Raw genomic sequence first — 16785 nt, forward strand, 5'->3', positions numbered from 1 at the left:
GTCGGCGAGACAGGTCAGCGGGACCGCGGCTGCGGTATGGGTGGGGCGATGGTCGCCGAGCCAGGGAGCGCTGTCCAGATCCAGACGGATGCCGCCGTTGCCGCCGCCATCGCCGGGCACCAGACGCGCCGCCAGCCCGTCCACCTCGTAGATGCGCAGGTCGTCGGCCCACAGGCTGCCGCGGGCGACGGCCAGGATGCCGCGCTCGTCGCGCTCGATCCGCAAGATCTCGATCTCGGTGGTGACGGTCCGGTTGGTGGGGACCACCTGACCGCGATATTTCCAGCGCAGCGGCACGTCCAGGGCCGCCCCTTCGAAGCGCGGGCAAGGCAGTTCGCCGTCCAGCCCCCGCCAGGACCATGGCGCGCTCCAGCAATTGCAGCAGCGCCTCGACCCCCAGCGAGCCGGGCTGAACCGGGTCCTGGAAGAAATGGGCCTTGAAGTACCAGGATTCCGGATCGACCACCTGCCGGCCGCGGACCAGCCCCAGGCCATTGGCGCCACCCTCAGGCCACCAGCCGGTGACCTCGTCCACCATGCTCAGCATTCCCTCCGCCAGCCTCGTGCGGCGCGGCTCCACGACGGCCATGGCGGGCGCGATCCCCCGCGCATCGTCGTCCGGCAAGGGAGGAAGGCCGTTCTGCTTCGCCAGCGCGGCGGACGCGAAGAAGCCGAAGGAGGTCTCCAGCTCCATCAGCGGCCGGTCGTCGACCCAGGCACTGACCTTGAAGGCGATCAGGGTGATGCCTCCGGCGCGGGAGAAGCGGGTCAGCGTCGCCTCGGTGCGGATGCGGGTGTCGGCGGGCGTCACCTCGGCCATCACGCGGGCGGCGTCGCCGTCCAGGTTGCGGATCGCCAGATCCTCGGTGGAGGCGAGCGCGAAACCCATATAGGAGGCCAGCCAGCCGCAGGGCTGCAGCAGCACCTCCATCAGCACGCAGAACGGCATGACCGGCGCGGCGTTGCGGGCGAAGTACCACGCCTCCGGCTCCACCGCGTAATCGACGAGGAGCGTGCCGCCGACGGTCGGCTCCCCGGCCGGACAGTCCACCGACACCACGCTGGTCATGAAGTGATAGGGCAGCCCCGGCAGGCGCGGCACCCGCCCGGCGTCGAAGCGGGCATACATGCTGCCGAATGCCAGCGACGGCGCCCCCCAGGCACAGGCCAGCAGCGCCTCGTAATCGCCGCGCACGTCGCCGCGGATGCCGACGATCCGCGGCGCCTCCGCCAGCGCCGGCAGGACATGACGCCCGTGGCCCAGCGGCCAGTCGGGAACCATGCGGACGGCGAAGGCACGGCAGTGGAAGACCTTGAAGCCGTCGGCGCTGCACAGAAGCGCGGCCCGGACGATGGGCGTCGGGCCGTCCTCGATCTCCTCGACGAAGACCTCATAGACCAGATGATGGGCGGCGTCGGGGATCACCTGCCCGCGGCAGACGAAGCGGGCGGGCTCGTCCGGCACCGGCTCGAACCGCCAGGCATCGCGCCCGATGGTGAAGCCGCCGGCCGCCATGAAGGTCGCCACCGCCTGCACCGCCCCCTCGGCCATAAGCGTGCCGGGCATGCAGGGATCGTTCTTGAAGTGGCCGGCATAGAACCAGGCATCGGCCGGGACATGGCTTTCCGCCCGCAGATATCCACGACCCCAGGGGCCGCCCTGCGGTTCGAAGGCGCTCACGCTGTCGATCAGGCGCATGCGCCCCTGCGGGATCGCCGGGGTCCGCTGGTGGCTGCCGGCCAGTTCGAACCCCTCGCCGAAACAGGCGAAGGCCCGGCCGGCGGTCCAGAGATCCAGCTGTTCGGCGGTGAAGGAGCGGTGGCGCGACGGACAGGACAGCGGGTCCAGGCGCGCGCCGTCCTTGGGCCGGTCCTCCTCGGCGCTCCACAGCACGCCGCCGGAGTCGGCAAGCTCGTGATCGGTGAAGAAACCGGCCTGCCCGTTGCGCACCGACAGCACCAGCCGGTCGCCGATGCGGCAGTCGTAATGGAAGAAGAACAGCCCGACCTCGCCCATCCGGGCATGGCCGTCGATGTGGATGTCGTAGCGCAGGGTATCGCCCACCCGCGGCAGGCCACCCTCGTGATAGGTCATCTCGCAGCCCAGCAGGCGGTAGACGCGCTCGCCCCTGTTGCGGAAATCGGCACCCAGCCAGGAGATCAGCAGCAGGTCGGCCTGCCCGGATTCGATGGCGAGCCCCACCGGCATGCGGTCGTTGTGCAGATACCAGCTGTCGGGCGTGACGTCCGTCTCGGTGACGATGGAGCCAAGCTCCATGCTGCCCGGCTCGCCGGTGATGGACATGACTCGGTCCACCAGCAGCAGCGGCGGCTCCGGCATGCGGACCTGACGCGCGTAGCCGTCCTGCTGCGCGAACAGCGGGCCGAAGATGTCGGACACCTTGTCCGACGCCAGGATTTCCAACTGGGCGCGGTCCCAGAGCGGACGGTCCAGCTGGGACGATCCCCTCTCCCCCCCGGGGAGAGGGAGAGCGGGAGGGAGCGCGGACAGCGTCGGCACCCCGAAACCCTGCAGGTAGGTCCGGTGCAGATCCGACGCGGTCTTCAGGTAGCCGGTGTGAAGCTCCGCCGTACGGGCGAGGATGCGGGCGATTGGACTGTCGGACGTGGGGACTGCAAAAATCGGTTCCGGCTCAGACGCCTCATCCAGGGGGCGGCGGGCCGCCAGATCGGGCGGCGGAAGGTCGGCGACCGGCGGCAGGGGCGGTGCGGGGGGCATCGGCTGTCCGAGAACGACCGCGACGGGCGCGGCATGGGCGGCGAAGGTCAGGGGTTGGACCGGCGGCGCGGCGGTCCGGCGCTCCAGGCGGCGGGCGACTTCGGCCATGGCGGGCTCCTGCCCGGCGGCGAACAGTTCGGCCGCCACATGGGCCAGCTGTTCCAGCGGCGCACGGCCGGGATGGTCCAGGCTGACCGCCAGATGCTCGCGGCCGGCCAGCGTGGCGGCGATGGAGCGGGTCAGGGCGTTGCGCGGACCATGCTCGACGAAGATCCGCAGCCCGTCGTCATGGGCGCGGCGGATCGTGCGGGGGAAGTCCACCCGTTCCAGCGCCTGACGGGTCAGCGCCTCGGCGCACAGCTCGACCGATGGCCGGTAGGCTTCGCCGAAGGCGTTGGCATAGACGGCGATCCCCTCGGGCGGCGTGGTCTCCCGGCTGTGAATCCGGCGCCAGACCGACGCGCAGGGCTCCATCTCCGCGCAATGCACCACCATGTCCTGGCCGAGCGGCAAGGCGCGGTGCGCCCCGATGCGGGCGATCACCTGACGGCAGGCGTCGGCGTCGCCACCGATCACGCAATCCTGCGGAGCATTGACGATGGTGATCGACAACCCGTCGCAGACCGGCCAGTGCCGCCTCCACCTCCTCGATCGGGGCCAGCAGGCGCCAGTTGCGCCAGTCTGCGGCACCCGCCTGCCCCCAGGATTGCGCGGCCGCAAGGCAGTCGCCGGTCAGATGGCGGCCATAGATGCCCGACGCGTCGATCTCCGCGAACATGGCGCCCATGTCCCACCACACCCCCGCCAGCGAACAGCGCGTTGGTCTCGCCGGAGGACAGCCCCATCACCGCATCGGGCCGCAGGCCGAGGACACCGCGGCTCACCTCCGCATGGGTCTGGCAGATCAGGGCGCAGGTCTGCAGCTGCGCCATGGCGTCGAGCGGCTCGGTCGATCCGTACAGCCGCTCCGCCGCATGGGCGAGGATGGGGAAGCGCGCGGTCACGCCCCGGCCGACATCGGGCATCGACAAGAAAAGCTCGCGTCCCATCCCCTCGTAAGCCGCCGCAGCCCCGGTGAAGACCAGCGCCAGACCGCCACCGAGCGGCCGCTCGCCGAAATGGATGCCGCCGGCGGCGACCTCCCGTCCCTCGGCAACGCTCACCGCGCGGGACAGGGTCTCGGCCTCCTTGCCGGCCGGACAGGCGAAGGCCAGCCGCACCGGACCCTGCCCGCCATCCTCGCCGCGCCGAATTCGCACGCACAGCTCCGCCCGGTCGGCGGCGGCGAACCAGCGCAGGCGCGTGGCCGGCGGCAATATGACCGGTTCGTAGACATCGCCGCTTTCCACCAATAGCCCGTCGGTCGCTCCGCCCAGCGCCTCGACGCGCACGCGTGCGCGCAGGCGTCCGGAATCCAGCCAGGGCTGGGCGGCGCCCTCCCCGGGCTTCATGCGTCCGCGGCAGGCGACGACGGCGGCGGCCACATGCAGCAGACCCGACGCCGCATGGGCATGGCCGAAGCGGCGGGTGACGGGGCTCGCCCCTTGCGGCCCGGCGATGGTGAACTCGGCTCCGGTGGCGGAGGACAGGTCGAGGATGGCGTGGATCGGCTCGCCGGCGGCCTCGGCGCACTCCGCACGGCGCAGCACCAGGACGACGGCGGCGTCACCGGGCGTGTCGAGATCGGGACGCAGAGCGGCCAGCGCCCTGCGGTGCACCGGCTCGCAAGACAGGTCGACCGCGCCGACCACCGCCGCGTCAGCTCTCCCGTCACCAGGGCGCGGGCGGCGATGCGCAACGAGGCGATGCCCGACAGCTCCTCCGCCGACACCGAATGGCTGGGACCGCGCCAGTCGAACTGGGCGTTGAAGCGGTTGGCGACGATGTTGGGCATGGTGCCGATGACGCCGGCCGCGTTCAGCGGGGGACCGAGATCCACGTTGGCGTCGGAGCACACAGGTCGGCAAGCCGCACGCCCAGGCCGCGCCGCGCCACCTCGGCGTCGCAGCCCATGCCCATCAGCACGCCGGTGGTAGCCGCCGGCAGGGCCGGCGCATCGGCGACGGCGCGGGCCACCGCCTTCATCGCCAGAAGCTGCTGCGGCAGGGCATGCTGCAGGTCGGCGGGAGGGACGCGGGTGGCGGCGAGATCCAGCGTAATGCTGTCCAAGGCGCGCGGAGAGTCTTCCGCCGGTGGAGCGGCCAGCGCCGCGGCGAAGTCATCGGCGGCAGTGACGACGGCGAGCCCGACGACGGCCACGCGAAAGGGCGGCGGGGGAACGGCGACCGGGACGGAGACGGTGGCGGGCCGCCATTCCTCCAGCACCAGATGCGCGTTGTTGCCGCCGAAGCCGAAGGCGCTGATGCCGGCCCGACGCGGCCCTTCCGCTTCCCACGGCTCCGCGCGGTCCAGCAGACGGAAGGGCGAGGCGCCGATGACGTCCAGCGGTGCCGCATCGGCATGGAGAGTCGACGGGCGGATGCCGGCCGCCATCGCCTGGATCACCTTGACCATGCCGGCCAGACCGGCGGCGGCGATCAGGTGGCCCAGGTTGGACTTCAGCGACCCGATCGGCACATCCCTCAGCTCGGCGAAGACCCGGCCCATGCTGGCGATCTCGGTGGCGTCGCCCAGCGCCGTGCCGGTGGCGTGGCATTCCAGCAGCGACACCGTCTCCGGCCCGAAACCCGCCTGAGTGTAGGCCGCGGCCAAGGCGCGCTCCTGCCCACCGGCGTCGGGAACGAGGAAGCCGCGGCTGCGCCCGTCGTTGGACAGGCCGATGCCGCGGATGACGCCGAGGATGCGGTTGCCGTCGCGCACCGCATCGTCCAGCCGCTTCAGCACCACGCAGGCCGCCCCCTCGGCGGGGATCAGTCCGTCGGCCTCGCGGTGGAAGGGCCGGCTGCGGCCGGTGGGGCTGAGCGCGTTCAGCGCGGTGAAGCCCATATGCAGGAACAGGTCGTCGCCACGGTTGACGCCCGCCGCCATCATCAGGTCGGCGTGACCGTCATGCAACTGGTCGCAGGCCAGCTTGACGGCATAGAGCGAGGACGCGCAGGCGGCATCCAGGCAGAAGGCCGGCCCCTGAAGGCCAAGGGCACGGGCGGCCAGCTGCGCCGGCAGGCCCCGACGAGAAGCGGTTGGCCGGCTTCGGTCCCTCCCGGTCCAGCCAGACCGATTCGGCATAGGCGCTGAGGCTGGCGGTCGGGTAGGACAGGTTGCCGGCGATCAGGCCGCAGCGCCCGCGCTGGGCGATGTCCAGCCCGGCCTCGCGCAGCGCCTCGCGCCCGCTGTGGACCAGCCAGAGCACCAACGGATCGAGCCCGCCCAACTCCTCCGCCGGGCAGGCGAAACCGTTGGGGTCGAAGATGGCGTCGAAGCCCTGCACATAGCCGCCCCGGTCGGTCGCCGAGCGCTCGGGCGCCTGGGGCGACAGCGCCTTTGCGGTATCGACACGCCAGACGCCCGGCGGCACCGGACGCAACAAATCCCGCCCCTCGACGACGGCCTGCCATAGCTCCGCCGGACCAAGGGCGCCGGGCAGCACGCAGCCATGGCCGATGATGGCGATGGCGGGAACCGGTTCATGCCGCCCGTCCGACGGCAGCACCCGCGGCGGCCGAACGCCCGATGCAGGAGACGACGGCCTCGCCGGCCGGCGGCTGGGCCAGTTCGCACAGCATGAAGTCGGCGCCGTCAGCCGGTGCGATCAGCTCGACCGACATGCGGCGGAAATGCTGTTTCAGCGCCGGTCCGACCATGCCGCCGTCCCACGGCCCCCAGGCTATGGCCTTGACCGTGCAATCCGGCCGGCGGGCCGCCTCCGCCCGCGCGACAGCGTTCAGAACGCCGTTGGCCATGGCGTAGTCGCATTGCCCGGCATTGCCGTGCAGCGACGCGATGGAGGAGAACAGGCAGATGACCCGCAACGGATCCTCGCGGGTGGCGGCCAGCAGATTGGCAATGCCCCCCACCTTGGTGCCGAAGACGGCGTCGAACTGGTCGCGTGTCTTGTCGGCGATGCGTTTGTCGGCCAGCACGCCGGCGCCATGGACGATGCCGGAGATCGGCCCGGCCTCGGCACGGACAGCCACCAGCGCTTGCGCGACCGACGCGGCGTCGCGCACGTCGGCACGGCAATAGCGGACGCGCGCACCCGCCGCTTCCAGCCGGCGGATGGTGGCGCGCGCCTCGTTGGCGGACAGGATGGCCTTGACCATAGCCTCGATCTCGCGCGGCTGCCGGCCGGCACCGGGACCGGCGATCACCGCCCGGCGGATGGTGGACTCGTCCGCATCCTCGGCCATGCCCGGCAGAACCGGTGCCGCGTTGGGATCGCTGCGGCCCAGAATGACCAGGGTCGGACGGACGCGGCGGGACAGCTGCTCCAGCGCCACGGCGGTCACGCCGCGCGCCCCGCCGGAAACGACGATCACCGCGCCCTCCTGCAGCGGCAGCGGACCGTCTGCCGCCTCATGTTGGCGCAGAGTGCGCACGAGACGCTTGCCGTCTGCGGCGAGGCGGACCTCCGCATCGCCGTCCCCGATGGCGATCTCGGCGGCGAGCGCACGGGCGAGTTCGGCGGCGGAGCGGCTTCCCGGCTCCAACTCGATGGCCTTCACCCGCGCCGCCGGCCATTCATGGGCCGCCGTCAGGACGAGGCCGCCAAGCCCCAGCCATGCCTCGCCGCCCTTCTCGACGGTGACGAAGGCCCCGCCGATCTTGCCCAAACGGGCGTCGGCGGCCTTCGCCACGGCGAGCGCCCGCCAATGCAGGTCGGCGGCCGAAGCGGCATCGGCGCCGTCGAGCCCGGCCAGAAACAGCACCGCGTCATCCTGCCCGCCCGGCAGGTCGGCAATCCGGGCGGCAATGCCCTTGGCCGACAGCAGCGCCACCAGCTCGGCGGCGACACCGGACGAATCCGGCACGACGGCGACGCTGGTCAGGCCGCGCAGCATGTCGGCACCGCCCGCTTTCCGCTCTTCCAGGACCGAGCAGGTGCGGAGGGTGCCGGCCGATAACGCGGGCAGGGCCTGCGTCTGCGGGACCGGCGCTTGCTGGGCGGCCGGGGCGTCGCCCTTGATGCGGGCGATCACTGCGCCCACCGTCTTGAGCGCGGTCAATTCGCGCATCTCGACCGAGGCCAGTTCCGGCAGGCGATCGACCAGGGCCGAGAAGATCTCGACCTGCTTGATGGAATCGATGCCGAGGCCGGCCTCCAGTTCCATTTCAGGGCTCAGCATCTCGATGGGATAGCCGGTCTTCTCGGCCACCAGCCCCATGAACAGCGCGCCGACATCGACCGATGGAGCCGCGGCCGCCACCACGGGCGCCTGAACTGGTGCTGGCGCGGGTGCCGGTGCGGGGGCGCCTCCGCTGCGGCTGTCGGCCATGGCGAGAATCTGGCCGATTGTCTTCAGCGCGTTCAATTCGCGCATGTCGGCGTCGCCCAGCGCCAGGATGCGTTCCTGCAGGGTCGAGAATATCTCTACCTGCTTGATGGAATCGATGCCCAGACCGGCCTCAAGCTCCATCTCCGCCGTCAGCATGTCCACCGGGTAGCCGGTTTTGTCGGCGATCACCGCCAGCACGATGTCTCTGGCATTGACCACGGGCGGAGTGGGAACGGCAACAGCAACGGGCGTGGGCACAGGCGCGGCGTGCGCCACCACCGGCTGCGGCTTGGCTGCGGCGACGGGCTGCGGGGCCACCGGAGCGGGCGCTTGCCTCTGCACCGGCATAACCGGCGCGGCCGGCGGCAGCGGTGCCGGCGTCGGCGTCTGCATGGCCGGGGCAGCGATGGCGGGCGCGGCCGGCACGAACGGTGCCGCCGGTGCGGTCACCACCACCTGCTGGACCGGCACCCCGCTGAGGCTCTGGATCGCCTGACCGGCGACCGCCAGGAAAGCCTGATGGCTTTCGGCGATGGCGCGCTGGAAGGCGGCATGGGCGTCGGCGACATGGTGATAGATCGTCTCAACCGGTGCGGTCGCGACGGGGATGGGCGCCGGCTGCGGAGCGGGAGAGTTCGTGACCATGGTCGGAGCTTCTTCGATGGACGGGGAGTGGACCGGGGTGGATTTAGCCGGTACCAGGGGAATCGGCGCGGGCGACGCAACGGCGGGGCGCGGCGGGTTGGGCTTCGGCAATGCCGCGGCCCCGCTCGGCGGCGGGTAGATCTTGCCGAAATTGGCGCCGCTGATCCGGACGGCGGCGGGCGATGCGGGCTTGGGCTTGCGCTCTTCGGTGAAGCCGGTCCACAGCGCCTGGAAGTCGACGGGCAGGCCATGCACCGCCAGCGCGCCCAACCCCTCCAGCAGGCAGGCGACGCCGTTGGAGCCGCGCCGGTCCAGGGCCACCGCCAGATGCGGACGATCGCCCAGGCACTGCGCCACCAGACCGCTCAACACCGCACCCGGCCCCGACCTCCACGAAGGTGCGGACACCGTCGGCATAGAGCGTCTCGACCGTCTCGCGGAAGCGGACCGTGCCGGCGATCTGCCCGGCCAGCAGGTCGCGGACCTCGGCGGCGCCATAGGGTGGCGGCGGTGAGGTTGGCATAGACGGGGATCGCAAAAGACCCGAACGCCGTGCCGTCAAGGACGGTGCGGAAGGTCTCTGCGGCCTGCGCGACCACCGGCGAGTGGAAGGCGCTGGCGACCTTCAGCCGGACCACCCGCAGCCCCTCGGCCTCCAGCCGGGTTGCGGCACCGTCGATTGCCGCCCGCGCACCGGACAGGACCACCTGTTCCGGACCGTTGTCGTTGGCCAGCACCACGTCCAGTCCCTGCAGAAGCGGCTCGACACGCTCGCGACCGGCGGCAACCGCGATCATGGCTCCGTCGCTGCCGGCTGCGGCCTCTTCCATGCAGCGGGCACGCTCTGCGGCCAGAGACAACGCGGTGTTGCGGTCGAGGACACCGGCGGCGCACAGTGCCGTGATCTCGCCGAAGGAATGGCCGGCCACGGCGTCGGCGCGGATTCCGGCCCGCTCCAGCACAGCCAGCAGGGCGAGGCTCGCCGTTCCGATGGCGGGCTGGGCGTGGATCATCCGGGTGAGGGATGCCTCCTGCGCCTCCACCTCCTCGCGGGTGAAGGCGGGCGGCGGGAAGACCACGCGATGGAGCGGCGGCTGGCCCGGCATGGCCGGCAGGGCGGCCTGCCCGTCCCAGACGGCACGGGCCTCGTCGAAGGCCACGGCCAGATCGGCACCCATGCTCACATACTGGCTGCCCTGGCCGGGGAACAGGAAGGCGACCTTGCCGCCTCCACCCTTGTCTCCGCCCTCGCCCACCGCCAGATGGATGCCGGGAGCGTTGAAATTACCCGTCTGCGTCAGCGCGGTCGCCAGACGCGCCTCGAACTGACGGGCATCGGCGGCGACGATGGCGAGGCGGTGGCGCGACCGCGGATCGAAGGCGATCTGGCTGTCGCGGGCGACCGCCTCCAGACCTTCCTTCTCCACGCGTGCACCGAGGGTGCGCGCCGCATCGGCCAGGGACCGCGCATCGGCGCCCCCCACCAGCAGCAGCGCGCCGCCCGCCCACAGGCGGGACGCGGCTCGCGGTCCGGTATATTCCTCCAGCGCCACGTGATAGTTGCTGCCGCCGAAGCCGAAGGAGCTGACGGAGGCGCGGCGGGGACCATCCGCCTTCACCCACGGCCGGGCACGGGTGTTCAGGTAGAAGGGGCCGCTCTCGAGATTCAGACGGCTGTCCGGTCGCTCGACCTTGATGGTGGGCGGCAGCACCTTCTGATGCAGGGCCAGCGCCGCCTTCAGCAGCCCGGCGGAACCGGCGGCGGCCTTGGTGTGGCCGATTTGCGACTTGATCGAGCCGATGGCGCACCACGCTCCGGCTTCCGCGTCGGCTTCCCGGAACACCTGGGTCAGCGCGGTGAATTCGGCGAGGTCGCCTGCGCGGGTACCGGTGCCGTGGGCCTCGACCAGTTCGACGCTGCGCGGGTCATGGCCGGCATCGGCGTAGGCCCGGCGCAATGCGACCGCCTGCCCTTCCGGCCGCGGGGCATAGACGCTGGTGGCGCGGCCATCGGACGACGACCCGATCCCACGGATGACGGCATAGATGCGGTTTCCGTCGCGCTCGGCATCCTCCAGCCGGCGCAGGGCGAACAGGCCCAGCCCTTCGCCGACGATGGTGCCGTCCGACGCGTCGGAGAAGGGCCGGCAATCGCCGCTCTTGGACAGGGCCGGCGTCTTGCTGAAGCACATGTACATGAAGATGTCGTTCAGCGCGTCGACGCCGCCGCTGATGACCATGTCGGAATGGCCAAGCTCCAGCTCGTTCATCGCCATCAGCAGCGCCGAGAGCGAACTGGCGCAGGCGGCATCCACCACGCAGTTGGTGCCGCCGAGGTCGAGCCGGTTGGCGATGCGCCCCGCCACCACATTGCCGAGCACGCCGGGGAAGCTGCTTTCCTGCCACTCCACATAGTGCGACGAGATGCGGTCGCAGATGGCCGTCACCTCCTCCTCCGGCAGGCCGGCCTCGCGCAGGGCCTTGACCCAGACCGGCCGCTGCAGCCGCGCCCCCATGGTGCCCACCAGTTCGGTGGCGGACGCCACGCCCAGCACGATGCTGGTCCGACTGCGGTCGATGTCGCGGAACTGGGTGCGGCAGGCCTCGTCCAACGTCTCCTTGGCGACGATCAGCGCCAGCAGCTGGGCGGTGTCGGTGGCGCTCAGCGCCTGGGGCGGGATGCCGAACTCCAGTGGATCCAGCGTGGCCGGCGGCAGGAAGGCGCCGCGGCGGCAATAGGTCTTGTCCGCGCCGCGGGGTCCGGGTCGTAGAAATCCTCCACCAGCCAATGCGTGGCGGGCACGTCGCCGATGCAGTCCCGGCCGGCGAGGATGTCGCGCCAGAAGCCGTGCGTGGTGCCGGAACCCGGAAACATGGCGCCGATGCCGACGATCGCGATGGGGTGACGGTTCTTCAAGGCGGTCTCGGATGTTCGGATGGGGATTGGGGCGGAAGCGGGCTTAAAGGCAAATCAGGCGAGCCGGCGCGGCACCCAGGTGAAGGCCGCGGCAGGAACCGGCAGGCCCACGCTGCGCATCTGCTGGGCGCGGGTCACCACGGCGGCCCCTCCAGCAAGTTGCGGGCGATCTGTTCGACCGTGCGTTTGTCCGCCGCCTCCAGGAAGCTGCCCTTCACCCAGTCATTGAAGGCGCCCATGGCCGGGCCGCACCAGACCTGGAAGTCATGGCGCCGGGCGCCGTCGTCCAGCATCGGCCAGCGGGCTGCGTTGAACAGGTACCAGCGGAAGACCAGCGCCATGCGGTGACGGGGATCGGCCTCGGCGCGCGCCAGCTCCGCCGGGTCGCGCATGGCGAAATGCTCGCGGGTCTGGCGCCAGATCTCCTCCAGCGGAGCCTGGAAGACATCCCGCTCCAGAGTCGCGCGCTCTGCCGCGGGAAGGTCGTCCAGGCCGGAATGGCGGCGGTACAGCTCGTACAGCCGCTGGGCGCGGAAGGGGAACATGGTGCCCCGCTTCATCACCTGGACCTTCACGCCCATCTCGAACATGTCGGCGGCGGGCGCCATGGTGACGTCTGTGCTGGAAATGTCGGCCAGCATTCGGCGGACCGACAGCGGCTGCCCCGCCTCCGCCGCCGACTGGTTCACCGAACCGATGACGACATAGGCGGCCCCCATGGCGAAGGCGCCGGCCAAGGCAGCCGGGGTGCCCAGTCCACCGGCGGCACCGACGCGGATGTTGCGGTCGTAACCGTGGCCGGCGACCATCTCGTCGCGCAGGCGCTGGATGATCGGGAACAGGACGGTGAGCGGGCGATTGTCGGTGTGGCCGCCGGAATCCGCCTCCACCGTGATGTCCTCGGCCACCGGAATGGCGGCGGCAAGTTCGGCCTCTCCAGCGGTGAGGATGCCTTGCGCCACCAGATCGGCCAGCATGCGTTGCGGCGCCGGGGCCATGAACTGGCGGGCAACCTCGGCCCGCGAGACCTTGGCGAAGATGTGGGTCAGGCGGCGGACCGCGCCGGTGGCCGGATCGCGGCTCAACCCCTTGGCGGCCAGTTCCACCACCGATGGGGTCAGCGCCATGAAGGCGGAGGCCGAAACGCGCCGCACCCCCTGCTGCTGGAACAGGCGGCTGACCGCGGTTTCCAGGGCGGGATCGTTGGGACTGTGGATCAGGTTGGCGCCCCAGCCCGACGCCTGCGGCCCAAGCGCCGCGCGGGTTTCGGCGATGCCTTCCTGCACCCGCTGCGGCGACAGGCCGGCGCTGCCGTAGAAGCCGAGCAGACCGGCGCGGGCGGCGGCGGCGGCCATCGCCGGCGTGGCGATCCCCCGCGCCATCTCGCCCGCCACATAGGCGAAGCGGCAGCCGTGGGCTTCCTGGAAACTGCGATCCCCCAGCCATTCCGGATAGAGCGGCGGCAGGGTGGCGACGGGCTCCAGCCGCTCCGCCGTGAAATCCGGCGGCCGGGTCGAGGCTCCCAGACGGCCGTCCTGGTTCCTGACGATGTAAAGCGGCTCCCGAATCCTCTGGGCCATTTCCAGAAGCGGAGACGGATCGAAGCCTGCCGTCGCCGATGTACGCGGCGGCACCGCCGTCTCCCGGTAATTCATGTCCACATCGACACCCGAATATTGCCTTTACCCATCCCCCAGGGCGGGAGATCCGAACATGAGCCTTCCGGGCCGTCGTCCCCACACCCGGCACGGCATCAGGGTGCCCTAATCAAAGAACTCCCATCAGAAGTTTTATTACTTACCACTCTTGAGGCATGGCAAGCATGAATTGGATTTCATGAAGGATAAAGTTTATTTCACTCTGGAAATATATTTACCCGCTTTAAACGATTCCACCGAAGCGTTGCGGCTGCCGGAAGGCGGACAAAGCTTTGCGCGTATTTGGAAAGCCGCTCCGCACAGGCTTGGATTGTGAAACGCCACAACCATATGGCTGGGCATGGAGCCGACACCCCGACCCGCGCCGGACCGGCGCACCATCCTCGCCGCCGCGGCTGCCGCCCCCGTCGGCTTTCTGCTGCCACGCCCCGTCCACGCCGCGGCTGCCGGGATGCCAGCCGCCGGCACGTCACTGAATCAGGCACTGCTGACCCGCGCGCTCGACCGGGCCGCGACTCTGGATCAGCTTCATGCGCTGGTGATCGGACGGCACGGCACCGTGGTGGCTGCGGAGGCCTTCCGGGGACCGCCCGTCAAACGCGCGGTGAACGTCAAATCGGTGTCCAAGACCATCGTCGCCTCGCTGGCCGGCATCGCGCTCGACCACGGCCTGTTGGGCGATGTCGATGCGACGCTCCGCGAGGTGGCGCCGGGGCTGATTCCCAAGGACGCGGATCCGCGGGTGGGCCGAATCACCATTGCGCAGCTTCTCACCATGCAGGCCGGGCTGGAACCGACCTCCGGGCCGGGTTACGGCCGCTGGATCGAAAGCCGCAGCTGGGTCGCCGATGCGCTCGGCCGTCCCTTCGTCACCGAGCCGGGCGAGCGGATGATCTATTCGACCGGCAGCTATCACATATTGGGCGCGGTGCTGGCCCGGGTCTCCGGACGCAGCCTGCTTGTCCTGGCGCGGGAGTGGCTGGGCCGGCCGCTCGGCATCGAACTGGCGGGCTGGACGCGCGATCCGCAGGGCTTCTATCTGGGCGGCAACAACATGGTGCTATCGCCGCTGGACCTGTTCCGCTTCGGCGAGATGTGGAGCCGCGGCGGCGTCTGGGATGGCCGCCGCGTGGTCAGCGAGGCCTGGGCGCAGGCATCCTGGGTGCCGCGGACCCGCTCTCCTTATTCCGGCGACGCCTACGGCTATGGCTGGTTCCTGGCGGAGTCGAACGGTCATCGCATCGCCTATGCCCGCGGCTATGGCGGGCAGATGCTGTATCTGGTGCCGTCGCTCGGACTGACCGTCGTCGTCACCTCCGATCCCGCCCGGCCGGCGCGGTCGGACGGCTATGTCGGCGAGTTGGGCGCCCTGCTGACCGGCCATATCATGCCCGCGGCAGAGCAGGCCTGAGCGGCGCCGCACTGCCCACTGGAAGAAGGAGCGGCGACATGCGGACCGACGACCCATTCGACCTCCAGCGCTTTCTGAGCGCGCAGGAGCCTGTCTTCGCAACCGTGCTCGACGAGTTGCGGAACGGACACAAGCGCAGTCATTGGATGTGGTTCGTCTTCCCGCAGTTGCGCGGGCTCGGCCGCTCCGCCACCGCCGGGTTCTACGGCATCGCCTCCCTCGACGAGGCAAAGGCATATCTGGCCCATCCCACACTCGGGGCCCGCCTGGAGCAGGCGACGCGCGCTGTGCTTGGGGTGCAGGGAGGGACGCTGCACGAGATATTCGGTTCGCCCGACGACATGAAGTTCCGCTCTTCCATGACCCTCTTCGCGCTGGCCGCCGGACAGGCGGACTCGGCGTACCACGAGGCGCTGGTCCGCTGGTGCGACGGCCGGATGGACGATGCGACCGTGACGCTGGCGGGAGCACTGGCCGGAGCACCGCCCCCTCCCCCACGCATGTGAGGGAAGGGACGGAAAGCGTGCTTCAGGCCGCCTCCCTTCAGGCCGCCTGATTCATCTGCTGAACGCGCTGCGGGTCGAGCTTCAGCCGGGAAGCGAGATATTGCAGGTAGGAGCGCTCCGCTTCCGACTGCTCGTTCACCGCCATCCGCGACGCCAGATAGACCTGCTCCGCCGTCTGCTGATCCTTCACGGACTGGAGCAGCGAGTCCAGCGGCTGGGGCCGGTCGAGTTCCTGTTCGACGATGCGCCGTTCCTCCGCTCCGGCTCCGGCTTCGTCCAGGGTGCCCAGGATGTGCCGGCGCTCGTCCGGCGTGATTTCCCCATCGGCATTGGCCGCGGCAATCATCGCGCGGATCAGCAGCAGCGCCTGTTGGTCCTCCATGGCGACGGCAGGATAGGCGCCGTCGTCACGGTCTTCGGCCTGCGGCGTGCTGCGGGACTCGAAGACCTGCGACAGGCGGTCGGACAGCGACCCACCCCCCTGGCCGCTCCCCTGGCCGCTCCCCTGGCCGCCCGCCTGAGTGCTTCCGGAAGAACCCGTGGAACCGGCTGCACCGCCGCCGAACAGGCTGCCCAGGATACCGCCGGTATCGCCCCACGGGCTGCCTGCTTGCCGGCTGGCCGGTTGGGCGCCCTGGCCCGCAGCACCGGTCTGGTTCCGCTGGCGCTCCTGGAAGGCCTTGAAGGCGAGGTAGCCCAGCGCCCCCAGACCGGCGACCGACCCGACGCCCATGCCGCGGTTCCCGGATGCGGCACCGAAGGCGCCACCCGGCACACCGGCCCCGAAGCCACTGTTGCCGAGCACGGACCCCATGGCGTTCATGCCGCCGTGGCTGCGCCCTCCCATCCCGGTCGCCAGCATGGTGCCGAGGATACGTTGCAGATCGGCCATTTCGCTCTCCCACTCGAATTCCGTCGATGGTCAGTCAACAGCGCAGACGGCGTTCCGTTCGGGCGGTGGGCTGAGTTTGAAATACCAAAAATTCCGCACCACGAACTTTTCGCTCGGGCATGCGGCATTGCAGGGGACCCGATGCGACCATGGCTGTTACCCAGTCCGACCACAGGGAGACAGACATGGCCAAAGCCAACATCAATGACCGGTCGACCATCGAACGGATTTATGACCGCCATACCTTCGAACAGGACGCGGCGTCGAACGCGCGCAGCAAGGCGACTGTCGTCCACGGCGTGAAGATCCTCTCCGCCCCCGATGCCGCCGGGCAAGTCGAAATCTCCCGCGCTTCACACCATGTGGCGGAAGGGAACCCCGAAGGGGACACCATCTTCGTCCCCGCCTTCAGCCTTCACGACTCCACCGCCGCCGACGGCAACACCTATGCCGGTTCGGTCGCGCCGGTGGGGAACAGTTCGGGGGAGGCCGCCGACGAATACCGCAGCTTCATCGACGACGTCCTGGAAGCCGCCAGAAAGGGACACTTCAAATCCGACATCGGCCGCGGCGAGGAGCGGCTGAAGGGCTTCCACGGCGGGTGAGCCGCTGCCGAAGGAAGG

At 70.4% G+C, this 16785-nt stretch carries 11 protein-coding genes and 4 pseudogenes; 4 read left to right on the forward strand and 11 right to left on the reverse strand.

Translation table 11 applies throughout. From position 1 onward, the window contains the following. Window positions 1–201 precede the first annotated feature (201 nt). The 10 genes and pseudogenes from F1643_RS24540 to F1643_RS07390 all read right to left on the reverse strand — a co-directional run. Window positions 202–495, reverse strand: a pseudogene (locus F1643_RS24540) (hypothetical protein); the annotation flags it as partial. Further along, window positions 395–3235 (reverse strand): annotated as a pseudogene (locus F1643_RS22530) (beta-ketoacyl synthase); the annotation flags it as partial. The pseudogenes F1643_RS24540 and F1643_RS22530, both read right to left, overlap by 101 nt. A gap of 77 nt (window positions 3236–3312) precedes the next feature. Beyond that, a complete protein-coding gene (locus F1643_RS24545) occupies window positions 3313–4491 on the reverse strand; it encodes a hypothetical protein (RefSeq protein ID WP_370540513.1) in 1179 nt (392 codons plus the stop codon). Between the two features lie 71 nt (window positions 4492–4562). Further along, window positions 4563–4634 (reverse strand): annotated as a pseudogene (locus F1643_RS24550) (hypothetical protein); the annotation flags it as partial. A gap of 23 nt (window positions 4635–4657) precedes the next feature. Further along, window positions 4658–5863, reverse strand: coding sequence for a polyketide synthase (locus F1643_RS07370; protein WP_255542523.1), 1206 nt, complete (start codon window positions 5861–5863; stop codon window positions 4658–4660). Further along, window positions 5748–6350, reverse strand: coding sequence for a beta-ketoacyl synthase N-terminal-like domain-containing protein (locus tag F1643_RS07375; protein WP_194912293.1), 603 nt, complete (start codon window positions 6348–6350; stop codon window positions 5748–5750). The genes F1643_RS07370 and F1643_RS07375 overlap by 116 nt, the downstream gene beginning before the upstream one ends. Then, window positions 6325–9195 (reverse strand): SDR family oxidoreductase, encoded by a 2871-nt coding sequence (locus F1643_RS07380; protein WP_194912294.1) that lies wholly within the window; start codon window positions 9193–9195, stop codon window positions 6325–6327. The genes F1643_RS07375 and F1643_RS07380 overlap by 26 nt, the downstream gene beginning before the upstream one ends. Next, window positions 9144–9956, reverse strand: coding sequence for an ACP S-malonyltransferase (locus F1643_RS24555; RefSeq protein ID WP_370540512.1), 813 nt, complete (start codon window positions 9954–9956; stop codon window positions 9144–9146). Before F1643_RS24555 ends, F1643_RS07380 begins: the two co-directional genes overlap by 52 nt. Window positions 9957–10256: 300 nt before the next feature. Further along, window positions 10257–11653 (reverse strand): annotated as a pseudogene (locus F1643_RS24560) (beta-ketoacyl synthase N-terminal-like domain-containing protein); the annotation flags it as partial. A gap of 176 nt (window positions 11654–11829) precedes the next feature. Next, window positions 11830–13350 (reverse strand): PfaD family polyunsaturated fatty acid/polyketide biosynthesis protein, encoded by a 1521-nt coding sequence (locus F1643_RS07390; protein ID WP_255542525.1) that lies wholly within the window; start codon window positions 13348–13350, stop codon window positions 11830–11832. A gap of 181 nt (window positions 13351–13531) precedes the next feature. Between F1643_RS07390 and F1643_RS07395 the strand changes: the two genes are divergently transcribed. The 3 genes from F1643_RS07395 to F1643_RS07405 are packed head-to-tail and all read left to right on the forward strand — an operon-like array spanning window position 13532 to window position 15270. Beyond that, entirely contained in the window at window positions 13532–13669 is a 138-nt protein-coding gene (locus F1643_RS07395; RefSeq protein ID WP_194912298.1) for a hypothetical protein, read from the forward strand. 24 nt (window positions 13670–13693) lie between these two features. Continuing rightward, a complete protein-coding gene (locus tag F1643_RS07400; protein ID WP_194912301.1) occupies window positions 13694–14764 on the forward strand; it encodes a serine hydrolase in 1071 nt (356 codons plus the stop codon). 38 nt (window positions 14765–14802) lie between these two features. Next, entirely contained in the window at window positions 14803–15270 is a 468-nt protein-coding gene (locus tag F1643_RS07405) for a DUF1810 domain-containing protein (RefSeq protein ID WP_194912303.1), read from the forward strand. A gap of 37 nt (window positions 15271–15307) precedes the next feature. Here the strand turns inward: F1643_RS07405 and F1643_RS07410 are convergent, their stop codons facing one another. Continuing rightward, window positions 15308–16162 (reverse strand): tellurite resistance TerB family protein, encoded by an 855-nt coding sequence (locus tag F1643_RS07410; RefSeq protein WP_194912305.1) that lies wholly within the window; start codon window positions 16160–16162, stop codon window positions 15308–15310. A 185-nt stretch (window positions 16163–16347) separates the two neighbouring features. Here F1643_RS07410 and F1643_RS07415 point away from each other — a divergent pair, with 185 nt between their 5' ends. Beyond that, window positions 16348–16767: a hypothetical protein gene (locus F1643_RS07415; protein WP_194912307.1), complete on the forward strand. Its 420-nt coding sequence runs from the start codon at window positions 16348–16350 to the stop codon at window positions 16765–16767. Window positions 16768–16785 lie beyond the last annotated feature (18 nt).

It is taken from the genome of Azospirillum sp. INR13 (assembly GCF_015390205.1).
GTDB lineage: Bacteria > Pseudomonadota > Alphaproteobacteria > Azospirillales > Azospirillaceae > Azospirillum.

Excerpts from the sequence above, each read along its gene's own strand:
- F1643_RS07380 (WP_194912294.1), bottom strand. The coding sequence starts at position 9,195 with ATGCCGACGGTGTCCGCACCTTCGTGGAGGTCGGGGCCGGGTGCGGTG.
- F1643_RS24555 (WP_370540512.1), bottom strand. The coding sequence starts at position 9,956 with ATGGGTGCCGATCTGGCCGTGGCCTTCGACGAGGCCCGTGCCGTCTGG.
- F1643_RS07390 (WP_255542525.1), bottom strand. The coding sequence starts at position 13,350 with ATGAATTACCGGGAGACGGCGGTGCCGCCGCGTACATCGGCGACGGCA.
- F1643_RS07395 (WP_194912298.1), top strand. The coding sequence starts at position 13,532 with ATGAAGGATAAAGTTTATTTCACTCTGGAAATATATTTACCCGCTTTA.
- F1643_RS07400 (WP_194912301.1), top strand. The coding sequence starts at position 13,694 with ATGGAGCCGACACCCCGACCCGCGCCGGACCGGCGCACCATCCTCGCC.
- F1643_RS07405 (WP_194912303.1), top strand. The coding sequence starts at position 14,803 with ATGCGGACCGACGACCCATTCGACCTCCAGCGCTTTCTGAGCGCGCAG.
- F1643_RS07410 (WP_194912305.1), bottom strand. The coding sequence starts at position 16,162 with ATGGCCGATCTGCAACGTATCCTCGGCACCATGCTGGCGACCGGGATG.
- F1643_RS07415 (WP_194912307.1), top strand. The coding sequence starts at position 16,348 with ATGGCCAAAGCCAACATCAATGACCGGTCGACCATCGAACGGATTTAT.